Here is a 22,818-nt window from a genome sequence, read left to right as displayed (position 1 = left end):
TTTAGGATATTAATTAAATCCTGCAGATTTTTATATATTCTTCTTTCCAATTATTGATAACATTTTGAATTGTTTCCTTTGACACTTGTGATGATTCACCATAAAGCAAATCATTTATAGCGCTATCAAAACCAACAATATCTTCTTTGATTGTGGACCTGGAAACAATCTGCAAAACTTCCTCTACATCGCTTCTAGGAACTTGATATTTAGCAACATACTCCTCAAATCCAAGCTTATCCTTGCCACAGCGAGCTGCGTATAAAAGACAATAAAGTGTCTGCTTCTTTTGATTGCGTTTATAGCCTTCATCAAAGCATTTGCTGGCCTCATCAAAAAAGAAAAGCTTTGCAAAAGCACATCCTAAATTGTGATAAACATCTCCTTCAACGGTGCGAGGCATTGTCTTTGCAACATCCTCAGCAAGTAGAGTCTCGTACTCATAGATGGCATCTACAAGCTTGTTGCCAAGCATTAGTCTATCAGCTCTAAGCTTACGTCTTTCAGCCTCCGATTTGTTTTCAAAGGTTGAAATAATAGAAAGTGCATCCTTAATCTCTTTATTTGAAGCATATCCATTGGCGCTTAAAATATGGCCTACAAAAATATGTAAAGGCGAATTGTTTTGCACCATTGACTGAAGCTCGCTAGCAAGCTTAGGAAACTTAAGCTCTCTGCCAATCCAATTACAAAGCTCCGTGTTCATCAGCTTAGTAGAAAGCAAATAAACATTATTTAGCATGTAATAGCTAAGCTCCTCAAGAGAATATACATTCAAAGACACTTCTTCTATGTAATAAGGTGTAGCTGCTATTGAATTTTTGCAATAAATCAATGTACTCATAAACTACCTACTTAATTGAAATAGTGTGTTCCCAGCTTTTGCCAGAGGATGGAGAAATTTCTCCGAATCCTAAATCCGTAATTACGATAGATACAGCCACATCAGAAATAGGACTTGCTTCTATTCGAAGACGAGTGGTTCTGTTTTCTCTTTTTGGCATATCTGTTAATTCAAGAACCTCTGTGTGAGCTTCCCTTGATTCTGGCCTTTGGATATAGAATTCAAGCTCTGGCTCACCATCCAGAATTACTTCACACTCTCCCTTTGCATCGTACCAGCTTTGTCCGGCATCGATAAGGGTGAAAAATTTCATAACATTATTTTCTAAAATCTTTATTGAAAGATTAAGCTTTAAATCGTTGTCACCAATGTAAATGAAAGGCCAATCGCGTTTGCCATCCTTGGTGTAGCCTGCATAACATGCGCCCTTTGAATAAAGGTTCTTTCCCATGAACACCTTACGGCCCTTGCAAAGTCTAGCAAGGCTGACCTTCATCCACTCGCCATCAAAGCCGTCACCAACAAGATAAACTGATGAAAACAAAGTACTTCCAAAAGTATCTGCTATTATCTCATCAAACTTTTCATCTCGATTGTCGGTAATATCTCCATGATTAACTACATCAAGTGTAATCATCTGAGGACGAGTGCTTTGATTACGATTCAACACACACGAAATCATGTTTGAACCGCTGTAATCAAAAAGGGCTACGCTATATAAAAACAACTCTGGCCTCTGTGATAATGCATAAAAGTAAAAGCATTCGTTGCGGTCGATAAGCATAAGCCTATTGGAATCTATGGATAGTCTGGAGATGATATAATTCATCAATTCCATGACCTCAAGATTTACCTGATCCACACAAACCACAAGCTTTTCAATATCCCCCATGGCAGCCATAGGACCTGGAATAGCAAAAAGCTTATTAAAATATATAACCATAAGCTCTCTGGCTTGAAAGCTTTCTCCATCAACAAAAACTTCCTCATTCTTGAGAGCCAAAGTATATAAATCGTCTACAAGCATAGCCTCCTTTGTGCGGCTTTTGCTAATAGCTTCATCACCAAAAAACCATTGTCCCATACCGTATCGCTTAGCAAGTACTGTAGGGATGGAATAATTTTCCTCACCAAGAATCGTGCTGACTGTAGCCGGCTCATCCATATTTGATTTATAAATACTAAGAACTGTGCTTCTGGCACTAATATCTATGCCAAGATAAGCCCCCTCAGAATTTCCCATATAAATCCTCTTTCACCATTAAATAATAGTAAATAAATCTCTTGTAACAGCATCCAAGCCCTGATAAGTCTTAAGGTCAGCAGCAAGCTCTCCTGCTTCCTCGTATAGGTTGTGGCGGCTGATACTATTCATTAGAGCGAATCGGCCATTCTTAACATCAGGCTCTTCACTCATAACTATTGTGTCGCTCTTTAAAGGATCTTCTGAAAGCTCATCACAATAGATTTCGTATCTAAGCTCGTCACCATAAAACAGGATAAACTGCTTTACATACAATCCGTCGTACATTTCAATCATATCCTCCTCAAGAGGCTCCTGACCGTTGATAGAGTATGTGATAACGACAGATTTTCTTTTATCAGTAGCAATTTCTATGAAATGCTTGTCATACAAGTGATATTTAATTTTTAGTTTCTCATTACAATTAACAAAGAATCCAAAATACTGGTTACGCAAAATGGCATCCGCCAAAAGCATATCCAACATGCTCATATCATCTTCATCTAGGTCTTTCTGTAGACAAAGATACTTAAGAAGAGCGATTCGCATACTTTCGTTAACTGTAAGGCCCTTTTTATATCTATTGTAAATATGTGAGAAAATCTCTCCTGGCACTTCCTGGTGCTCAGACAAATAACTATGCGCTTCGTATGTAAGGAAAGCCTCGACAATCATTTTGTTGTTCTTTCTAGCAACATATGAATCAAAGACTTCCATTATGCCATCGCAAAGGAAATCCCTATACAGAACCTGTGTAAGAATTCTTTCAGAGAATTCCACAACATCTTCACCGCGTTCATAAGCGTTGTTGTAAATCAGCATCATGACGTCTGTTGGACCAACGTAGAATTTGATGAGATACTTAATCATATCTCCATGTACAAATCCCTTTTGTACCAAATGAGCAGTCATCAGGATAAGGAAATCATCTGTTTTTTCAGAATCCTGATTTATCATAAACTGACACAGCTTTGTGGCAACCTCTGGCCTTAGCTGAGAACCGTTTGTGTGCTGAAGCATGTAGTAGGCTTCCTCGTATTTGCTACGGCTGACAAACACCTCAAGAACATCAGCAATCACCTCTGCTCTAAGAGATTTCAGATCTGCCTCATGCATAAAATGACGCTCTATCAAAGCATCCTCTTCGTTTTTACGAAGTACCTTGATAATCTTTGGATACATGCTACGCAAATAATCCAAAGAAATCTGCTTAGAATCCAGTAACATTTTGATGCTTTCTGAATCTTCCAGATTGTTTAAATCCATAAGAACGAAAGCCATGCTCTGTGGCGCCAATTCCTTAAGGGTATTGAAATATGCAGTAGCATCTATAACGTCTTCCTTAAAGTATGCTTCATCATCTACAAAAAGATAACCATCATTATCCTCAAGGAAGAAAACACCTTCGCTGCCTATGTAGTTAACATAAGCTTTATGATCTGAAACATTAGCAATCACAGGTGTTTTGAACTCATCCTGATATAAGAAAATTCTACGTATATCCGGGTTGATAACGGCCAGCTTCTTTTTGAATGCCAGCTCTGAAACAAGCTTTGCAACCTCTTTATCAAAAATCCCAAGCTCCATGAGACGCTGATAACATACAGCAAGATTGTCATCCAAACGACCAAGTTTTAGCTGCTCAAGTGCAAAGGTTTCTATAGCTGATTCATAATGATCATAGGTATCACTATCTTCTGCCCTGTGCAAAATAATATTGGCATAAAGAAGTGCTTTCTTTTCATAAGAAAGATCGTTGTTGTATTTAAAGAACATAGTAAGAAGCTGTGGGAACCTATCTACAGAATAGGTAGGCATAGCTTCCATATATGCCTCAAAAATACCAGATACATGAAGGTTTGCTTCGATAGCCATTTTAAACCACTTGAAGAATTTTTCTTCGATGTAGTTTGCCTTTAAAAGATAGGTAACAATGGCAAGCAAAAACTGTAAATCAGGATAGATTTCATAGCAGGCTTCGATAATAGGAAGCGCTTTAGGATTGTAGGTCCTCTCAGATTCAATAACATGAATCATCTGAATAGCAATATCTTTTGAAATTGCATTTTTCTTTCTCGCCCAATTAAGGACTTTAATTGTAAGTTCGTCAAAGGATGATATTAAATATGGATCCTGGACAAAAATATAGTAAGCCTCAATGTAAAGAAGAGGCGAATCAAATCCTCTTGATACCCAGTCTGAAATATCCCTGAGCTTTGCAGTAGGATTCTTTATGTATTCCTTTCTCAGGAACATCAAAAACCAGAAAAGCCTAACATCATCAGGATGCTCAAGATAAATAGACTCTATGTTGCCAGTAAGCCTATCCACGTATGATTCTTCCCTTTCGATGAGGGTGCAAATATACAGAAGAAAAGCCCACTGTGTGCTGCTTTTATCTTCGATAGTTCGCTTTAAATCTTGAATAATCCAAAGAGCTTCTTGCTTTTGATTGTTTGTAACATAAACCAACGCTCTCATCAAAAGAGTAAAATTGTCTTCTTCGTCCTCTTCTGAAATGGAATCTAATACAGAAAGTGTTTCCTGACACCACTGGCCTGTAGTGATTTTGCGAAGTCTAAAGTCTTCGTAGAGACGACAAGCCTTAAGAATCTGCATATCCTTCTTATGCTTTTCAGAATCTAAAGTGGCATCCTCTTTTAAGGATGATGCGATAATAGTGATTTCCTTATGAATGCCTCTGTAATCAAATGAAATCTTGGCGTAGTTGAGGCCTTCGTGCATTCTATCTTTGTGAATGTAATAATTCATATTGAAGATAGAGCCAAGGAAAAAGTCAGATGTAATATGTTCTTTTTCAACTGACACAAAATCAGCATCGCATGAAACTTTAACATCGATGTAGCCCCACGTAGAACGAACAATTTCTATTTCACCACGAATGTTTTCATTAACCTCGTAGTATTTGTCACATCTCTCCTGCACATCAAAGGACATCTTTGGCTTTAGTCCTGTAGAAACAAGGAATTCGTCTACATTAACAGCAGCAATCGGAGCTGCTTTGAAGCCACGATATAATAATCTGGTGCGTTTATCTAAATCAGAAATGAACTCAGCGAATCGGTCTGAATAGAACACAGAAACAGCTTCGCTGAAATGATTTTGAGCAAGCTCTGCAAAAGCCTTTAAATCATGAATTTCCCCAACAGAAGTGATTAAAGGTCGAGTAGCGTATGTAATGGTAAAAGGAATGTGCTTTTCAATTCCTACCGCTACAATAATGAACTCACCTGAAAGAGCCTCTCCTGATTTGTAATTGAAATCGTCCACTTTATATTCGATACGAACGTTTTCCTTGTCAAACCAAGGGTCGCTAACCTGCACGTATGGATTTGTACAATAGACTACGCCCCTAATTTTAACGTTGTTAAGACTCTTAAAGAAGAAACTGCCAGTAAATGTATCGCCCACATAGCATGTCTCTTCTATCTGTTCTCTTTCAAATTCTATATTTGGTTTTAAGTCATCGAATTTATCCTCTGATATTCGATAGATTCTTTTTCTCAAAACATTCTTCCTCTACATTCCAAGGATTAGGTATACACCCACTAATCCTAGCATATTCTTTTCAAATTATAGCACAACATGTTGTGTTTTCAAACGAAATAGAAACAAAAAGATGGATATTTGTTAAACGTGGTGCTACTATATAAAAAACGAGGTGATAGGCATGATTAAACACAAAGACCACTTCCATGGAAGTGATTTAGAAAAAATTGAACAAATCTACGGAATTAAAAAAGAAAACATCATTAGCTTCTCTGCTAATGTTAATCCACTTGGGATTTCTCCTAAATTAAGAGAAGGAATCAAGGAGCAAATCGATTGCATTACAACATACCCTGACAGAGATTACGTACAGCTTCGTCAGTGCATTGCAAACTACTGCTCTACAGAGGTTGAAAACATAATTGTAGGAAATGGTTCAACAGAGCTGATTTCCCTTTTCATCAATATTCAGCAGCCTAAAAAGGCTCTTATTTTGGGACCAACATACTCAGAATACGAACGCGAAATCGCTTTATGCGGAGGCAAGACTATCTACTATCCTCTTCGTGAAGAAAATGATTTCGTACTTGATCCAGCTCATTTTATAAGCAAGTTATCAGAAGATATCGATATGCTTATTATTTGTAATCCAAACAACCCTACCGGTACTGCAATTAACGTCCATGACATGCGTCTTATTCTTGATGCCTGCAAGGAAAGCGATATTTTTGTAATGGTAGATGAAACATACGTGGAATTTGCAGAAAATGTAAAAGAAATATCTGCAGTCAGCCTTACCAGAACCTATACAAACATCGCAATACTGAGAGGAACTTCAAAGTTCTTTGCAGCCCCTGGTCTTCGATTAGGCTATGCTATTTGTTCTAATTCTGATTTAATGCAGATTATGAACCAGCGTAAAGATCCATGGTCAATTAATTCAATCGCTGTAATAGCTGGCACTCTAATGTTTACTGATGAGGATTACATTCAAGAAACAAGAGATTTAATAAAATCAGAAAGAGACCGCTTGTTCAAGCTGTTTGATGAAAGTAGCCGTTTCAAGCCATATAAGCCACAGGGCAATTTCATGCTTTTAAAAATATTAGAAGACGGCATTACAAGTGGGGATTTATTTGACAGATGTATTCGTCAGGGTCTCATGATCAGAGATTGTTCTACATTCCCTTATCTTGGCGAAAAATACATTAGAATTTGCTTTATGAATCCAGAAGATAATACAAAATTGGCTAGCCTTTTATTGGGCTAGCCAAATATCTAAATCGACATTTCCATTTATTCCATTTACACTACCAGTTTCAGAGTACTGCCATATGTCAAACTCATATGGCCAGTAAAACTCTTTGTTATAACCAGCAAACCATTTCTTGTAATCAGTAAGCTGAGTAAAATCTAAAAGCATCGCTCCCATTTCAGTATTATGATAAATCATTGAATCATATCCTGCATTCTGGACAGCCTCTAAAAATGTAATAGTAAGCGCTGTTCTATCTTCTACTGTAAGGCTATTTGTTCTAGCCTCGCTGTCGCTTACCTTTTCTACGTCAAATACAATTGGAAGCTGAAGTGTATATCCATCTAAAAGATTAAGAACAGTGGATGCTTCCTCTAATACTTCCGCCTGGGAAATAGCCTGCGAAAACACATAAACTCCAACATCAAGGCCTGCTGCTTGGGCGCCTTCGATGTTTTCGATACATTTTTCATCTACAACGATTTTGCCTGTGCCATATCCTCTGTAGACAGCTCTGACAAATACAAACTCAACACCATCTGCAGCAACTGCCTCCCAATCGATATCCCCCTGATGAGAAGAAACATCTATTCCTTTTCTAGAAACAACCTGTCCGTCCACTACATATGAATAAATGCCATTTTCATCTTCCTGAAGATTATTAATATCGAATGAATTCTTAGGAAGTGAATCATTAATTGGGACAAAGTTGTATTTGGAATTTGCTGCAACAACAATATATTCAGGGTATAGCGACTTCAAAACAGAAATAATTGTGTTTCCTTCTTCAAGTGATTCTTTGATAGAATCAAGAACACTTTTCTGGCCCTCAGCCTTTGCCTCGTCTACAAGCTCCTCAACCTGAGCACTGGAATAAGTCTCACCTTCTTGAACCTGTATTCTGCTATGTGTATCAGCAACTATGTAAATAATGCCGACTGCAATTAAAGTAAAAAATATTGATAATGTAGATACCAATATATATCTAAGCGCTCTTTTCATAACCACTATTTGCTAGGCATATCATTCAAATCACCGATTTGTTTTCTATACCACACAATCCCTTTCCATTCTCCGAATTTGTAACCTATATCTGTAAAATGACCTACCTCCTCAAATCCCAAAGCCTGGTGGAACTTGATGCTAGGCTCATTGTCATCTGTAATAACTCCGTACATGAATTTATATCCCATATCAGAAAGACGCTTCTGAAGCTCACCATATAAGGCCTTTCCTATTCCAGATTGCTTAGGAACATCTGGTGCCGTATATATAGTAGTCTCCACTGAATATTTATATGCATCATGATGACGAACTCTACCACCGTATGCCATACCAATCACTTTACCTTCAGAATCGCAGGCAACGATGTAAGGATAATCCTTCTTTGTTTCAATAATGGACTTCTGATAATCCTCAACCGAGCCGTTTACCTCTGTGAAAGTAACAAAAGTATTTGTAACATAGTATCCGTAGATGTCGCAAATGGCAGCGGCATCGGCAATTTCAGCCTCTCTGATATAAAATTCCATTGCATGTCCTCCTAAATTAGCCGGTAAAAAAATCATAACAAAGGCATACTAATAATTCAATATTTTTCCTTTACAAATACCTATAATAGCTATATAACAATTAGAAGAAACTAGAAAGAAAAGGTTAATACAATGAAATACGACACAATACTATTTGATTTAGATGGTACACTTTTGTACACACTTGAGGATTTAACTGATTCCATTAATCATACACTTACAGAATACGGATTGCCAACTCACCCAATTGAAAACGTCAGACGATTCGTTGGAAACGGACTTAGAATGTTGGTTGTAAGAGCATTACCTGATGGCGAAAAATACGATAAATTCGACCAGTTTTTCGCTGACTTTGTAGATTACTACAACAGTCACAACCGTGTAAAAACAAAGCCATATGATGGCATCCTAGAAACTACTAAAGAACTATATGAAATGGGTATCAAAATGGCAATCGTTACCAACAAGGGGCAAACAGCCAGCAACTCATTACTAGATGATTTCTTTAAGCCATATATTAATATTGTCATCGGTGATGATGGAAGTCACAAAAGAAAGCCTGATCCAGAGCCAATCAATCTAGCTCTTGAAGCATTAGATATAAAAGATAAATCGTCAGTTTTATATGTTGGTGATTCTGATGTAGATGCTGCCACTGCAATTAACTCAGGGCTCGATTATATCTTATGTACATATGGATTCCGCGATATGGAAGATTTAAAGGAATTTTCACCTGTCGCATTTATCGATTCAATCAACAAAATCAAAGAATATCTATAAAAAGAAAAGGCCTACTGCGTGTAGGCCTTATATATATCTACGTGATCATAAATGCATCTCCAAGAGCTTGAAGACTTTGCTGTACAGCATATGTATTCAGTTCCATCATCAGCTATCATAGAGCTGACAGCACAGTTTCCAGATTCATCAACATATCCTGTCTTAGCACCCTCAATAGTGCCTCCAATATCCTTATCCTCAATTCTACGCAAAAACCAATTAGATATTGTAATTCCCTCAGGATTAACATTTGTAGCTGTAGAATTATAAACCTTAGTGGTAAGAACCTCTTTGCATAACTCATTGTCCAATGCCGCCATCATAATAATTGACATATCATATGGAGTACTATAATGCTCATCACTATGGAATCCAACTGGATTAGTAAAATGTGTACCAGTAAGTCCTAATGCTGAAACCTCTTCATTCATCATAGTAACAAAGCTATCTACATCTCCTGCTACATACATAGCCAGCTGAGCCGCAGCATCGCCACCTGAAGGAAGAATCGTTCCATAGAACAAATCCTTTACAGTAACCTCTTCATCCTCAACAAAACCAGAAGTAGAACCACCACCTGCATATGAATAATCAATAGCCTCGTGGGACATGGTAACAGTTTCATTTAGCTGCTCTTCTGTTAGATTGTTTGCTGCCACAAGCACAGTCATAACCTTTGTCATAGATGCTGGAACAATCTTTTCATAGGAGTTTCTAGTACCAACTATTTCCTTTGTGTCATTGTTTATTAAAATAGCATATTCGCTGACCACATCTCCACCAATAGAAATAGTTGACTCTGTTTCTGATGCCGAGTATACGCCAGAAGAACTACTTGTTTCTTCTGATTCAGTCTCTGTAGTATCCTGGCTAGATTCTGTAGAAGCACCTGTTGTCACCTTAAGGCCAGTAGTTTCCTCCTCTTCAGACTCAGAAGCAGACTCAGAAACACTTTCCTCTGCAGCAACTCGCATAGTATCATCAGTACCTTTTATATGGGAAACAATTAGACCACCGATAATAACGATGGCTAAAGAAATTGCTCCAAGCTCAGAATAAACCTGGATTCTTCGTATAAGTTTTCTTCTTTTACGATAAGCTCTACGCTCCTCGTTTGTCATGTGTCGTGTAGATTTTGCCATAATATTACTCTCCACCCTTTATGATTTAATTCTAACATCCGAAAGGAGCCCCGACAATTTAGAACGTAATTTCTGTTAAATATAACGAAAGTCCCATTTCACAATGTGAAATGAGACTTAAAAAAGTGGACTAGACGGGAGTCGAACCCGTGTCCAAAAGCCAATTCCCGGCCCTTCTACGAGTGTAGTTTGTAATTTTACATTCCCTCCACACAGCTCTTACAAACAAGATATGTGCTTTAGTAGCTTCATGATACGCCCACTATCGCAAAGCTTTGATAGCGTCGTTTCCTACAGAGTCGAAGTCTGGGTCCTAAGGTGTAGGTGCCCTAGGTCAGACTGCCGCAACTAGGCAGCGTATGCTAAATTATCTTCAGCGTTTAATTTTAAGTTTGGCCATTTAACCCATTACCGTGGGACTCGCTTCTTCCGCTGCATGACCCCTGTCGAAACCATTACTAGCCCTTACAGTTTACAGCGACCTATAAACTTTAGCCAAAGGTAAACCAACAACGTTATTGTAATCACCTTTAATCTCCTTAACTAAAACAGCACCTTTGCCCTGAATACCATAGGCGCCAGCCTTATCCATTGGCTCACCTGTAGCGATGTATTTCTTAATCAATTCAGGACTGTTCTCATACATAACAACTTCAGTACATTCTGCGAATGTATTGATATTTCCTGTCTCGTCAACGATAGCCACTCCAGTATACACCTGATGAGTATTTCCTGACAAGCGCGAAAGCATTAAAAATGCATCTTTTTCATCTTTGGGCTTTCCAAGTATCTTGCCATCGTATGCAACAACTGTATCTGCAGCCAGAACGACCCTGCCAGGATTCTTATCAGCGATAGCTTTTGCCTTAAGCAGGCTTAAGTCCATAACGACTTCATCTGGCTTAGTTTTGTCTGTTACTTCTTCTACATTGGCAGCCTGCACTTCAAAATCGATACCGACCTGCTGTAAAAGTTCTTTTCTTCGTGGTGAGTTTGATGCAAGTATAATCTTCATTAGCCTAAATTCCTTATCTTAAAGTCTCTTTCCGCTTCGCGCTTCATATCCTTCTTCTGAATATCAGCACGCTTATCGTATAGCTTCTTACCCTTAGCCAAGGCAACCTTTACCTTTACAAGGCCATTATTAAGATAAACCTCAATAGGAACGATAGTATAACCATTTTCCTTGATTTTGCTAAGCAAGTGATTAATCTCTGACTTGTGAAGTAAAAGCTTACGAGGACGAAGTGGGTCTCTATTGAAAATGTTACCCTTTTCATAAGGATTTACGTGCATCTGATAAATAAACATCTCGCCATTATCAATACGCACAAAAGCCTCCTTTATGGAACATTGACCAAGTCGCATAGATTTGACCTCAGTTCCGTGAAGCTCTATTCCTGCCTCGTATTCTTCCTCGAGAAAGTACTCATGATAAGCTTTTTTATTATTTGCAATTAGTTTTCTGCCTTCTTTATTCATAATCTTTAGCTCCAATTAAAAACGCTGAAATTCGGTAAGGATAAAGTCAATAGTACGAGCTTGCTCATCTACAGAATCCAGTATTACTGTAACAGGCTGACCTAATTTAAAGGTACGACCTGTTCGCTCGCCAACAAGTGTAAGATTCTCTTCGATAAAATCATAATGATCATCATACAATGTCGATACGTGAACCAAACCTTCAACTGTATTTTCAAGCTCAACGTACATTCCCCATCCTGTGACTGAAGAAATATTTCCAGTAAATTCCTGGCCAATAAAATTCTTCATAAACTGAACCATTTTCAGTTTATCAACTTCTCTCTCACATTCCTCAGCTCTACGCTCAAGCTTGCTTGTTTCAAGAGCTACCTGTGGAAGAAGTGATTCATAATGAGAAATCTTTCTATCGTTCATCCTTCCTCGTAAATGATCCTTTATAATACGATGAATCTGTAAATCAGGATATCTACGAATTGGTGATGTAAAGTGACAATAGTACTGTGCAGCCAAACCAAAATGTCCCTTGCACTCTGTGTCGTATCTTGCCTGTTGCATACTTCTGAGAGTCATCTTTGTAATGACAGCCTCGTCCTCATGACCAGCCAAAGATTCTAACATCTTTTGAATTTCCTTTGGATGAATGCTGTCCTTATTTCCTTTAAGTGTATAACCACAAGCACCTAAGAAACGGCTTAATGACTGGATTTTCTCTGGGTCTGGAGCTCCATGAACACGATATACAAATGGAGATTCCATGAGATTGAAGTGCTCTGCAACAGTTTCATTTGCAGCCAACATAAAATCTTCTATTAGTTTGTGAGCATCATTGCGCTCATATGGTGCCAGACCTACAACCTTTCCTGACTCATCGATTACTATATGAGTCTCTGGGAAATCAAAATCTATAGCTCCTCTCTTCTTACGCTTTGCACGAAGAATCTTGGATAGCTTATACATTTGATCAATCATCTCAGCAACGTCAACGTATTCACTACGTTTAACCTCATCACCAGTCATAATAGCAAATACATCAGTATATGTCATACGATGATTGCTGTTTATTACCGACTCGCAAATATTGTGATCAATAAGCTCACCCTTTGGATTGAATGTCATGATGCAAGAAAGGGCCAATCTATCCTCTCCCTCATTCAAAGAACACATGCCATTTGAAAGGGTATGTGGAAGCATTGGAATAACTCTATCAGCAAGATAAACTGAAGTTCCTCGCTTAAGCGCTTCCACATCAAGTGCTGATGATTCCTGCACGTAATTTGTAACATCAGCAATATGAACTCCAAGAACGAAATTTTCCCCATCCATTTCAAGGGAAACACCATCATCGATATCCTTAGTATCCTCACCGTCAATTGTGATGACTGTCAAATCTCTAATGTCATTTCGTCCAGCTCTATCTGCTTCAGAAACAGGCTTAGCAACATTAGTAGCCTGTTTTAAAACCTTATCTGGGAACTCAGGATCGATACCAAAGCCTCTGACAATAGATAAAATATCTACTCCAGGATCATTCTTATGACCAATGATTTCAGTAATGACACCCTCAGGCTTATGAGAATCATCGCCATAGTCATCAATATGGCAAACTACCTTATGACCAGTAACAGCTCCCATATCCTTGCCAGCAGGAATGAAAATATCTCTATCTAATTTGTTGCTATCAGCAACTACAAAGCCAAATCCATTGCTTTTTTCATAAGTGCCCACAACATCTGAAAAACCGTGAGCAATAATGCGAATAACACGAGCTTCCTGTCGTTTACCAGGAGCACCAAAGGTAAGAACAGCTGCTACTGTATCATCCTGCATAGCAAAAGCCGTGTTATCTCTGCTAACAAAATAGTCTTCGTCGCTTCCCTCAACCTCAATAAAACCATATCCATCTTTATGAGATATAAATCTGCCAATAATATCAGGCTCAAGATTCTCATTCTTTGGACGATTTGCATTCTTTGCAACCTGATTAAGAGACTGCTTCTTAGCAGCTACTTCTGCTTTTGAAGGTTTCTTTGATTTATGATCTTTTAGCTTTATGAATTTAGGTCTGTTTTCAGCAATCTGATATTTGCCACGCTTTGTAATTTCTACCTGTCCCTCGTCAACAAGCTCTTGTAGAACCTGCGCAAACTCACTTCTTTTATCCTTCTCAACATCAAGAAGAATTTCAAGCTCCTTCTTTTTCATTGGAACATAAGCCTGACTTTTAAATACATCCATCAGAAAATGCTTTTGTTTATCGAACTCTCTCATAAACCTCCTAAACAACAAATGCCACCCTAAAAGGGTGGCAAAATAAAATCTTTCTTAAAAGCTACCAATATTCAATACTGCTGAAAGCACGAAGAATAAGATAACGCAAACTGTTGTAAGCTTAACTAATAAGCCTTCACGCGAACGTCCCTTATTACGGCTCCAGTATGAATCAAACTGCTGACCTGATAATGAACCAAGGCCATTCTGCTTTCCTTCCTGGAAAAGAATGATAACTGTAAGTGCCACACAAATAGCAATTAATAAAAATATAAGAACTATCTTTAATGTTTGCATAATGCCTCCCGAATAGCTAATATTTAAAAACTAAAATTGCGACCTTTCGCAACATTTGAAGTATATCATAGGGTATATTTGATTTCAAGCAAATTCAGCAAATCTGTGTCCTTTTATTTTGTCCCCAAAACAACTATACTATTACTTAACGCAAAGGAGAATAAGTTATGTTAAGTAGGTATTTTGTTTTATTTATTATTTATAGTTTTATCGGGTGGATTTACGAGACGTGTTATTGTACTATACACGAAAAAGCTTGGGAAAATCGAGGCTTTTTATATGGTCCTTGTATCCCACTTTACGGAGTCGGTGCTACGCTAGCCCAGATTATTTTTGTAGATTTGCCTTTCGTACATAGTAAGAGTCCTTCATATTTAACAATATTCTTAGGATGTGCCGTCGGCTCTTTCTTTCTAGAATATGGTACATCATATATCTTAGAAAAAAGATTTCACGCAAGATGGTGGGATTACAGTGATTTACCACTAAATATAAATGGACGAGTTTGCCTTATTTTTACATGCTGTTTCGGAATCGCAGGAATAATAGTAACACAGTTTATTGTTCCGCCAATCGTAAGCATTATTGTTATCATCCCTCAGATAGTCATAGAATTACTAGCACTAATATTTATGTTTCTATTTGGAATGGACATGGCATTAACAGTTTCTGCTCTCACAACATTTGCTAAGGAATTCGAACGTATTAATGATCAGATAAATAGTCAAATGGCAGAAAAAGTGGAAGCACTTACAACAAATCTGGCCGATGCAAAACTTGCTAGAATAGAAAAAGCAAACGAGCGTAAAGAAGCTGCTTTTGTAAAACGTGAAATGACTGCCGAAAAACTCGAAGAAATAAAAGAACAATTGTCCAGCGAGGCGGTTAAGCAATGGATTATGAATGCTACCGAAACTCAGCGTGGCCAGTTCAGACACATTGCCAAATTCACTCACCCAGTAGCATCTACAAAATCATTATTAAACAAAGGTTCAGAATACTTACGACATAGAAAAAAATAATAAAAATAAAGCCACCCATATGGGTGGCTATTTTAGTCTAAATAAATTATTTAGTCTTTTCTTTTTTATCTTTTTCGTCTTCCTTTGAAGCCTTAACAGCATCCTCAGGCTTTTCAATCTGAGCGATAGCTACCTTCTGCATTGGAATACGGCAGTTCTTGTTGCTTCCGAACTCTACGATAACAGTTGTGTCATCAGGAATTGCAATAACAACACCATAAAAACCGCTTGTAGTAAGAACTGTATCACCTACAGCAAGTGTAGACATCATAGCTGTCTTTTCCTTCTGCTCCTTCTGCTGTGGACGAATCATGAAAAAGTACATGAATACAAAAAGAACTACTACCCAAATAATTAAGCTGATTGAGCTATTAGCTGCAGTTAATAAAACTGAACTGTTCATTAAATTATTCCTCCTAATCGTTGGCCCTATGGGCCAGTCACTGAAATTTATTTTACATAAAGAATACTATATTCGCAAGAAAATTATACCATTTAATATATTTTTAAGAATTACTGTTCTCCTGCTTCCATTGAAGCAAGCTTGTTTTTCTTATAAGTAGCAAATTCTCCTGCATCTAAAGCATTTCTGATTTCTTCCATCATTGTGTTGTAGAAGTATAGATTGTGAAGAACACAAAGTCTCATTCCAAGCATTTCCTTTGCTTTAAGCAAATGACGAATGTAAGCTCTTGAGTAAGTCTTGCAAGCAGGACAACCACAGCCTTCTTCGATAGGTCTCATATCCTTTTCAAACTTCTGATTGAAAAGATTAAGCTTACCATGGTTTGTATATACATGACCATGACGACCATTACGGCTAGGATATACACAATCAAAGAAATCAACACCTCTGTCAACGGCCTCTAAAATATTTGCAGGTGTACCAACACCCATCAAATATGTAGGCTTGTTCTGAGGGAGATATGGTACTACGTGATCAAGAACATCATACATCTGTTCATGGCTCTCACCAACAGCAAGACCACCTACTGCATATCCTGGTAAATCAAGCTCTGAAATAGCCTTGGCATGCTCGATTCTGATGTCGTTATAAATTGCTCCCTGATTGATACCAAAGAGCAACTGCTCTTTATTAATTGTATCCGGCAAAGAATTAAGACGAGCCATCTCTTCCTTGCAACGATGAAGCCATCTTGTAGTACGAGCCACAGAATCTTCTACGTATTTACGTTCTGCAAGTGCTGGTGGGCACTCATCAAAGGCCATAGCAATTGTAGAGCCAAGGTTTGACTGAATCTGCATTGATTCTTCTGGACCCATAAAGATTTTACGACCATCTATGTGGGAATTGAAGGTTACACCTTCTTCCTTGATTTTACGAATACCGGCAAGTGAGAACACCTGGAACCCACCTGAATCTGTAAGGATTGGTCTATCCCATGCCATAAACTTATGAAGACCACCAAGCTCCTTAATAAGCTTATCTCCCGTACGAACATGCAAATGATAGGTGTTTGAAAGCTCCACCTGGCATTTGATATCTCTTAAATCGTCTGTAGATACAGCACCCTTGATTGCAGCAACTGTACCAACATTCATGAATACAGGTGTTTCGATAACACCGTGAACAGTATGGAATCGACCTCTTTTAGCTCGACCTTCTGTTTTTAACAATTCGTATTTCAATTCTTATAAAACTCCTTAATATAATCTACTCTATCTGTCATATGTGAAAGCAACGCATCACAAATTGTAATAGCACACATAGCCTCTACCACAACTACAGCACGAGGAACAATCACAGGATCATGTCTACCGTGGATTTCAATATCTACGTCTTCATGCTTTTCATTAACAGTAGCCTGTACTTGCGCAATAGATGGAGTTGGCTTAATAGCACATCGGACAATAATATCATCTCCATCAGAGATGCCGCCCAGGATACCACCACTGTGATTAGTAAGCTTTGTAACAACCCCGTTATCCATTCTGAAATTGTCATTATTAATGCTGCCTAGAGTCTTTGAAGCAGCAAAGCCATCTCCAATTTCAACGCCTTTTACAGAACCAACAGATACAAGAGCCTGAGCTAATTTTGCATCAAGCTTTTCAAAAACTGGATCACCTATGCCTGCTGGAACTCCAGTAATAAGACATTCGATTACTCCACCAGCGCTATCCTTGTTAAGCATACAAGCTTCCAGGTATTCTTCTGCCTTTTTAGCAGCCACTGCATCTGGCATGCAAAGCGGATTGTTATCTCTTTCAGATAAATCAAAATCATAGATTTTAATGTCGCCAATAGACTTAGTATAGGCGCAAACGGTAATTCCAACCTCATTTAAAAGCTTGGCGCAAATAGCACCAGCTGCTACACGGCCAATAGTTTCTCTTCCTGATGAACGACCACCACCGCGGTAGTCTCTAAGCCCAAACTTTTCAATGAAGCCGTAATCAGCATGGCCAGGCCTAAAAGTAGTGGCAATATTTCCATAATCCTTTGAATGTTGATCCTTGTTTTCGATCATCAAAGATATTGGTGTACCAGTAGTGACACCCTCAAACACACCAGAAAGAATAACAACCTCATCACCTTCTGCTCTAGCAGTCGTATACTTAGACTGTCCAGGCTTTCTTCTATCAAGATATGGTTGAATATCTTCTTCTGAAAGCTTTAAGCCAGCAGGAAAACCATCTATAACAACGCCAAGTGCCTTGCCATGTGATTCTCCCCAAGTTGTCACTGAAATTCTATTGCCAAATGTAGACCCTGCCATATTCTCCTCCTATGAAAAAAGGGCTGCGCCTTGCAGCCCTTAGATAATACATACGATAATTTATTTTATCTTAACAACAACAATACTATTAGGCTTAGCAATTTTGATAGGTGCATTCTGCATTAATGAATGTCCTGTCTTCTTATCAATAGTAAAGCTTCGAATTTCATTTGTATCATGATTCAATGAAACATAATACTTATCCTTAGGCAAAACAGCAAAGCTCTTTGGATAATCTCCACTGATGAAACTGTGTGAGAAATACTTAATCTTTCCTGATCTAGCATCACGTTCATACATGCAGATAGCATTTAATCCATCAACACTAGCATATACGAACTTGTCATCCTCGCCAAACTTAATGTTTGTTCCTGTACTGATTTCCTCATCAACACCAACAAGAAGTGATACTGTCTGGATATTTTCAAAATCAGGATGGCCCTCGATAATATGATAATCGTAAACTAAAATCTCATTAGACATTTCAGTAATTACATATGCATATTTTCCATCTGGAGAAAACTTCATTTTAAGTGGAGCAGAACCCATTGCGCAACGAACAATATCAACAAGATGAAGCTTGCCCATTTCATAGTCTACTTCGTAAATCTTAATCTGATGAAGACCATTTTCTACAGCACAAAGGAATCTCTCATCTGGAGTAAGTTCGACACATGTGCAATGTGGATACAAAGGACGATCTGCTACTGATTTACCAATTCCCTGATGGAAAATACCATCAGCAATACCGCCTATGCTTCCATCCTCGTTGAGTTTCATCATTGTAACACGGCCATCATGATAACCTGCTACAAAAAGATATCTGTTCTGTGAGTCAACGCAAAGGTTACAACCTCTCATACCGCCAACCCATTCCTGGTTCATCTTTTCAAGATCACCATTTTCAAGAATCTTGAAGGAAGCAACACCTTCATCTGCAATAGAATAAAGATATTTGTTATCCTTTGAATTAATGATGTCTGATGGATTGTTGATAGGAGCTACGCTCTGTTCAACCATCTTTCCTGTGTCAGGATCAACATCATAAACATAAATACCAACGCTAGTCTCATGTGTATAGGTTCCCACATAAGCCACATATTTGCTCTCTGCCATTATATTCTCCTCGTAACTAACTTATGCTTCTTTTCTTCTTAAAATGTCGAACTCATCAGGAGTAACGCTAAGCTTAATGAAAAGCTTCTGCTTTGGATGTGGACATGACTCCATATCTTCTCCCTCTTCGTTTTTGATTCCAAGAACTTCTACCTCTATATTATCTCCATTTGGCTTCATAATTTCAATAGTTTCACCAACTGAAAATTTATTACGCTGCTCAATCTCAAAGTATCCCTCTGAATTTAGCTTACCTGTAATACCAAGGTATGTATAACCTATATTATATGTATTGTTATCATATATCTGTGATTCCTCAGATGGCTTGCCATAGAAGAATCCAGTAGTGAACTGACGATAAGTACATGCAGAAATCTGCTCCTTGTACCAATCAAGGTTTGCAAGATATTTTTCTTCGGATTCCTTACAGTCATCAATAGCCTTGCGGTATGTACGTGCAACAGTTGCTACATAAAGAGCTGTCTTCATACGTCCTTCGATTTTAAAGCTATCGATACCAGAATCTAAAAGATCAGGAACATGCTCAATCATGCACAAATCTTTTGAATTGAAAATGTATGTACCACGCTCATTTTCGTATACTGGGAGATACTCTCCTGGACGCTGCTCCTCAACCACTGCATACTTCCAACGACATGGATGTGTGCACTCGCCGTGGTTAGCATCTCTACCTGTAAAGTAGTTTGAAAGAAGACATCTACCAGAATATGAAATGCACATGGCACCGTGAATAAATGTCTCGATTTCTAAGTCATCCGGAATATTTGCTCTGATTTCTTTGATTTCTTTAAGAGAGAGCTCTCTAGCTGAAACAACACGCTTAGCGCCAAGCTCGTACCAGAACTTGTATGTACCGTAATTTGTGTTGTTAGCCTGAGTACTAATATGACGCTCGATATCTGGGCAGATTTCCTTTGCCAACATAAATACTGCAGGGTCTGCAATAATAAGAGCATCTGGCTTAATCTCATTAAGCTCTCTAAAATATTCTTTTACGCCTTCGAGGTCTTCGTTGTGAGCAAGGATATTTGATGTGACATAAACCTTTACACCATGCTCGTGAGCAAACTTGATACCCTCAATCATATCCTCTTTAGAAAAGTTTTTAGCCTTAGCACGAAGTCCATAAACTTCTCCACCAATATAAACTGCATCAGCTCCATATATTACAGCAACCTTAAGTACTTCAAGGCTGCTTGCTGGAACTAGTAATTCTGTTTCTCTCATTTTGTTCCTTTCACACTAATACTAACTCCATCCCCCAATGGCAAAATAGTTGTGTTAAATTCTCCATCATGGGTAAGTTCAAATAAGTAATCGCGCATACGTTTATGAATAGTACGATTACGTCTTGTGATTGCATATCTGGATTCGATTATATCACCATCCTGAAGGACATTGTCTGTTACAACCACTCCTCCATCTCTAATGAGACGCTTGATCTGAGGCCAGAAATTAATGTACTGACCTTTGGCTGCATCCATGAAAATAAAATCATATGGTCCTTCCAATGTAGGAAGAATCTCCATGGCATCACCTTCTAAAAGAGTTATTTGCCCATCCTTACCTGCTCTAACAAAATTGTTGTTTGCAATAGGAATGCGAGGCTCATAGTTTTCTATTGTGGTGATGACTGCATCCTCGCCAGCTGTCTCTGCCATGAGGCAAGCTGAAAAGCCAACAGCCGCACCAACCTCAAGAATCTTCTTAGGCTGGTGAAGCTTTATAAGTGTCTGTAAAAGATTTATTGTCTCTGTGCGAATAATGGGCACATAAGTATCCAAAGCCTCTTTCCTGATTTCTGAAAGTACCGGGCTTAGCTCAGGATAAAGACTGTTTAAGTATGTGGTATATCTTTCGTCTACAATCATTTTAAACTTCCATGATAATTGGAATAATCATAGGACGTCTCTGAGTCTCATGCCATACGAAATCAGAAAGATTGTCCCTGATATCTGCCTTAATCTTATTCCAATCTGTAATATTCTTCTCCTCAAGAACTTCCATAGTTTCTGTAAGGACTGCTCGAGCGCTTTCCATAAGATCTTCTGAATCTCTAACATATACGAAACCACGGGATACAATATCAGGACCAGCTAATACTGTACCTGAAGCACTGTCAAGGGTAAGAACTACGATAATAATTCCATCCTCAGCAAGCTTTTGTCTATCTCTAAGAACGATGTTTCCAACATCACCAACACCGATACCATCAACCATGATAGCACCAGTGTGAACATGACCTGAAACCTTGGCATAATTGTCACCAAGCTCTAATACATCGCCTGAACGAATAATCTTGATATGGTCATGATCCCATCCTAAAGACTCTGCAATACGTGCCTGAGCTGTAAGGTGCTTGTATTCACCATGAACAGGAATAGCAAACTGTGGACGTACAAGAGAATAAATAAGCTTAATCTCCTCAGCACAAGCATGTCCTGATACGTGTACATCCTGCATAACAATTTCTGCACCACGCATTGTCAGATCGTTAATTACATTTGAAACGGCCTTCTCATTTCCTGGAATTGGATGAGAAGAAAATACAATCATATCTCCTGGCTTAATCTGGACCTTTTTATGAGTTCCATTAGCCATACGAGAAAGCGCTGCCATAGACTCACCCTGAGAGCCTGTAGTAACAAGGACTACCTTTTCATCTGGGTAAGACTTAAGTGACTCAATATCGATAAGTGTATTGTCTGGAATCTGTAGGTATCCAAGCTTTGAAGCTGTCTCAATAGTGTTAACCATTGAGCGACCTTCTACACATACCTTACGTCCGTATTTATCTGCAGAGTTGATAATCTGCTGAACACGGTCAACATTTGATGCAAATGTAGCAATAATAATTCTAGATGAATCATTATCAGCAAAGATTGAATCAATAGTCTTTCCTACAGTCTTTTCAGACGCAGTAAAACCAGGGCGCTCAGCATTTGTAGAATCGCACATAAGCGCAAGTACACCCTTTTTACCGATTTCACCAAGACGCTGTAAATCGATTGGATCACCATAAACAGGTGTGTAATCAACCTTAAAATCGCCTGTATGGACAACGATACCAGCTGGTGAATAAATCGCAAGTGCAGCCGCATCCTGAATACTATGATTTGTACGAATGAACTCTACTCTAAATTCACCTGCGTTGATATGTGTGCCATATTTAACTACCTTACGCTTAACCTTAGTAAGCATTTTGTGCTCCTCAAGCTTGTGTTCAATCAAGCCGTTTGTGAGCTTTGTCGAATAAATAGGACAAACATTAAGATCCTTAAATACATAAGGAATAGCACCTATATGATCCTCGTGACCATGGGTGATAAAAAAGCCTTTAAGCTTGTCCTGGTTCTCCTTCAGATATGTTATATCTGGAATAACCAGATCTACGCCCAACATATCATCCTCAGGAAATGAAAGTCCGCAATCCACAACAATAATACTGTCTCCATACTCGAAAGCAGTAATATTCATGCCGATCTGCTCAAGACCTCCAAGTGGAATAATCTTTAGCCTTTCAGCCTTCTGTTCAGTTTTCTTCTTCAAAAATAAACCTCCT

The 22,818-nt window shown here is 38.3% G+C and carries 20 protein-coding genes and 1 other RNA gene; 3 read left to right on the top strand and 18 right to left on the bottom strand.

The genetic code is table 11. From position 1 onward, the window contains the following. Positions 1-13 precede the first annotated feature (13 nt). Genes BM102_RS02810 through BM102_RS02800 form a run of 3 tightly spaced genes read right to left on the bottom strand, consistent with a single transcriptional unit; the run spans position 14 to position 5,615 of the window. Positions 14-844 carry a hypothetical protein gene (locus BM102_RS02810; RefSeq protein ID WP_049960265.1) on the bottom strand — a complete coding sequence of 277 codons (831 nt, stop codon included), beginning with the start codon at positions 842-844 and terminating at the stop codon, positions 14-16. A gap of 7 nt (positions 845-851) precedes the next feature. Beyond that, positions 852-2,087: a DUF5716 family protein gene (locus BM102_RS02805; protein WP_074788988.1), complete on the bottom strand. Its 1,236-nt coding sequence runs from the start codon at positions 2,085-2,087 to the stop codon at positions 852-854. Between the two features lie 18 nt (positions 2,088-2,105). Continuing rightward, on the bottom strand, positions 2,106-5,615 hold the full coding sequence (locus BM102_RS02800; RefSeq protein WP_090478732.1) for a DUF5717 family protein: 3,510 nt from the start codon (positions 5,613-5,615) through the stop codon (positions 2,106-2,108). Between the two features lie 163 nt (positions 5,616-5,778). On the opposite strand from BM102_RS02800, the gene BM102_RS02795 reads away from it, so the two are divergent. Then, positions 5,779-6,867 (top strand): pyridoxal phosphate-dependent aminotransferase, encoded by a 1,089-nt coding sequence (locus BM102_RS02795; RefSeq protein WP_090478729.1) that lies wholly within the window; start codon positions 5,779-5,781, stop codon positions 6,865-6,867. Here BM102_RS02795 and BM102_RS02790 read toward each other — a convergent pair. Further along, positions 6,856-7,854, bottom strand: a complete 999-nt coding sequence (locus BM102_RS02790; protein WP_090478727.1) for a glycoside hydrolase family 25 protein — start codon at positions 7,852-7,854, stop codon at positions 6,856-6,858. The two genes, BM102_RS02795 and BM102_RS02790, sit on opposite strands and share 12 nt — an antisense overlap. A gap of 5 nt (positions 7,855-7,859) precedes the next feature. Beyond that, a complete protein-coding gene (locus BM102_RS02785) occupies positions 7,860-8,384 on the bottom strand; it encodes a GNAT family N-acetyltransferase (RefSeq protein WP_090478724.1) in 525 nt (174 codons plus the stop codon). 132 nt (positions 8,385-8,516) lie between these two features. On the opposite strand from BM102_RS02785, the gene BM102_RS02780 reads away from it, so the two are divergent. Continuing rightward, positions 8,517-9,164, top strand: a complete 648-nt coding sequence (locus tag BM102_RS02780; protein WP_090478721.1) for an HAD family hydrolase — start codon at positions 8,517-8,519, stop codon at positions 9,162-9,164. A gap of 11 nt (positions 9,165-9,175) precedes the next feature. Here BM102_RS02780 and BM102_RS02775 read toward each other — a convergent pair whose 3' ends face one another. The 6 genes from BM102_RS02775 to secG all read right to left on the bottom strand — a co-directional run bounded on the left by BM102_RS02775 (position 9,176) and on the right by secG (position 14,356). Then, positions 9,176-10,306: a D-alanyl-D-alanine carboxypeptidase family protein gene (locus BM102_RS02775; protein WP_090478717.1), complete on the bottom strand. Its 1,131-nt coding sequence runs from the start codon at positions 10,304-10,306 to the stop codon at positions 9,176-9,178. Between the two features lie 123 nt (positions 10,307-10,429). Continuing rightward, positions 10,430-10,771: a transfer-messenger RNA gene (gene ssrA / locus BM102_RS02770) on the bottom strand. 7 nt (positions 10,772-10,778) lie between these two features. Then, positions 10,779-11,321 (bottom strand): Maf family protein, encoded by a 543-nt coding sequence (locus BM102_RS02765; protein WP_044934687.1) that lies wholly within the window; start codon positions 11,319-11,321, stop codon positions 10,779-10,781. After that, entirely contained in the window at positions 11,321-11,788 is a 468-nt protein-coding gene (gene smpB / locus BM102_RS02760; protein WP_033154213.1) for an SsrA-binding protein SmpB, read from the bottom strand. The genes BM102_RS02765 and smpB overlap by 1 nt, the downstream gene beginning before the upstream one ends. Before the next feature lie 15 nt (positions 11,789-11,803). After that, on the bottom strand, positions 11,804-14,059 hold the full coding sequence (rnr, locus tag BM102_RS02755) for a ribonuclease R (RefSeq protein WP_090478714.1): 2,256 nt from the start codon (positions 14,057-14,059) through the stop codon (positions 11,804-11,806). 54 nt (positions 14,060-14,113) lie between these two features. Continuing rightward, positions 14,114-14,356, bottom strand: coding sequence for a preprotein translocase subunit SecG (gene secG / locus BM102_RS02750; protein ID WP_033154215.1), 243 nt, complete (start codon positions 14,354-14,356; stop codon positions 14,114-14,116). A gap of 167 nt (positions 14,357-14,523) precedes the next feature. Between secG and BM102_RS02745 the strand changes: the two genes are divergently transcribed. After that, complete coding sequence (locus tag BM102_RS02745) at positions 14,524-15,378, top strand: putative ABC transporter permease (RefSeq protein WP_090478711.1); 855 nt, start codon at positions 14,524-14,526, stop codon at positions 15,376-15,378. A 46-nt stretch (positions 15,379-15,424) separates the two neighbouring features. On the opposite strand, the gene yajC is transcribed toward BM102_RS02745, so the two are convergent. The 7 genes from yajC to BM102_RS02710 form a co-directional block, all read right to left on the bottom strand. After that, positions 15,425-15,781, bottom strand: coding sequence for a preprotein translocase subunit YajC (gene yajC / locus BM102_RS02740; protein WP_090393877.1), 357 nt, complete (start codon positions 15,779-15,781; stop codon positions 15,425-15,427). Between the two features lie 110 nt (positions 15,782-15,891). After that, positions 15,892-17,028 (bottom strand): tRNA guanosine(34) transglycosylase Tgt, encoded by a 1,137-nt coding sequence (tgt, locus tag BM102_RS02735; RefSeq protein WP_074788997.1) that lies wholly within the window; start codon positions 17,026-17,028, stop codon positions 15,892-15,894. Continuing rightward, the gene (gene aroC / locus BM102_RS02730) at positions 17,025-18,119 is read right to left on the bottom strand and encodes a chorismate synthase (protein WP_044934697.1); all 1,095 of its coding nucleotides are present in this window, start codon (positions 18,117-18,119) and stop codon (positions 17,025-17,027) included. Before aroC ends, tgt begins: the two co-directional genes overlap by 4 nt. A 60-nt stretch (positions 18,120-18,179) precedes the next feature. Then, the gene (locus BM102_RS02725) at positions 18,180-19,235 is read right to left on the bottom strand and encodes a lactonase family protein (RefSeq protein ID WP_090478709.1); all 1,056 of its coding nucleotides are present in this window, start codon (positions 19,233-19,235) and stop codon (positions 18,180-18,182) included. 21 nt (positions 19,236-19,256) lie between these two features. Continuing rightward, entirely contained in the window at positions 19,257-20,483 is a 1,227-nt protein-coding gene (locus tag BM102_RS02720) for a peptidase U32 family protein (protein WP_044934700.1), read from the bottom strand. Next, positions 20,480-21,127: an O-methyltransferase gene (locus tag BM102_RS02715; RefSeq protein WP_044934702.1), complete on the bottom strand. Its 648-nt coding sequence runs from the start codon at positions 21,125-21,127 to the stop codon at positions 20,480-20,482. Before BM102_RS02715 ends, BM102_RS02720 begins: the two co-directional genes overlap by 4 nt. 1 nt (position 21,128) lies before the next feature. Further along, positions 21,129-22,805 carry a ribonuclease J gene (locus tag BM102_RS02710; protein WP_044934705.1) on the bottom strand — a complete coding sequence of 559 codons (1,677 nt, stop codon included), beginning with the start codon at positions 22,803-22,805 and terminating at the stop codon, positions 21,129-21,131. Positions 22,806-22,818 lie beyond the last annotated feature (13 nt).

The sequence above is a fragment of the Pseudobutyrivibrio sp. JW11 genome (assembly GCF_900115355.1).
GTDB lineage: Bacteria > Bacillota > Clostridia > Lachnospirales > Lachnospiraceae > Pseudobutyrivibrio > Pseudobutyrivibrio ruminis.
This window is presented reverse-complemented; position numbering and strand designations above follow the sequence as displayed.

What these genes read in the sequence shown, in the direction of transcription:
- BM102_RS02795 (WP_090478729.1), top strand. Translation starts at nt 5,779, where the DNA reads ATGATTAAACACAAAGACCACTTCCATGGAAGTGATTTAGAAAAAATT.
- BM102_RS02720 (WP_044934700.1), bottom strand. Translation starts at nt 20,483, where the DNA reads ATGAGAGAAACAGAATTACTAGTTCCAGCAAGCAGCCTTGAAGTACTT.
- BM102_RS02790 (WP_090478727.1), bottom strand. Translation starts at nt 7,854, where the DNA reads ATGAAAAGAGCGCTTAGATATATATTGGTATCTACATTATCAATATTT.
- BM102_RS02780 (WP_090478721.1), top strand. Translation starts at nt 8,517, where the DNA reads ATGAAATACGACACAATACTATTTGATTTAGATGGTACACTTTTGTAC.
- secG (WP_033154215.1), bottom strand. Translation starts at nt 14,356, where the DNA reads ATGCAAACATTAAAGATAGTTCTTATATTTTTATTAATTGCTATTTGT.
- BM102_RS02715 (WP_044934702.1), bottom strand. Translation starts at nt 21,127, where the DNA reads ATGATTGTAGACGAAAGATATACCACATACTTAAACAGTCTTTATCCT.
- aroC (WP_044934697.1), bottom strand. Translation starts at nt 18,119, where the DNA reads ATGGCAGGGTCTACATTTGGCAATAGAATTTCAGTGACAACTTGGGGA.
- BM102_RS02805 (WP_074788988.1), bottom strand. Translation starts at nt 2,087, where the DNA reads ATGGGAAATTCTGAGGGGGCTTATCTTGGCATAGATATTAGTGCCAGA.
- BM102_RS02810 (WP_049960265.1), bottom strand. Translation starts at nt 844, where the DNA reads ATGAGTACATTGATTTATTGCAAAAATTCAATAGCAGCTACACCTTAT.
- BM102_RS02725 (WP_090478709.1), bottom strand. Translation starts at nt 19,235, where the DNA reads ATGGCAGAGAGCAAATATGTGGCTTATGTGGGAACCTATACACATGAG.
- BM102_RS02765 (WP_044934687.1), bottom strand. Translation starts at nt 11,321, where the DNA reads ATGAAGATTATACTTGCATCAAACTCACCACGAAGAAAAGAACTTTTA.
- yajC (WP_090393877.1), bottom strand. Translation starts at nt 15,781, where the DNA reads ATGAACAGTTCAGTTTTATTAACTGCAGCTAATAGCTCAATCAGCTTA.
- BM102_RS02745 (WP_090478711.1), top strand. Translation starts at nt 14,524, where the DNA reads ATGTTAAGTAGGTATTTTGTTTTATTTATTATTTATAGTTTTATCGGG.
- BM102_RS02785 (WP_090478724.1), bottom strand. Translation starts at nt 8,384, where the DNA reads ATGGAATTTTATATCAGAGAGGCTGAAATTGCCGATGCCGCTGCCATT.
- rnr (WP_090478714.1), bottom strand. Translation starts at nt 14,059, where the DNA reads ATGAGAGAGTTCGATAAACAAAAGCATTTTCTGATGGATGTATTTAAA.
- BM102_RS02775 (WP_090478717.1), bottom strand. Translation starts at nt 10,306, where the DNA reads ATGGCAAAATCTACACGACACATGACAAACGAGGAGCGTAGAGCTTAT.
- smpB (WP_033154213.1), bottom strand. Translation starts at nt 11,788, where the DNA reads ATGAATAAAGAAGGCAGAAAACTAATTGCAAATAATAAAAAAGCTTAT.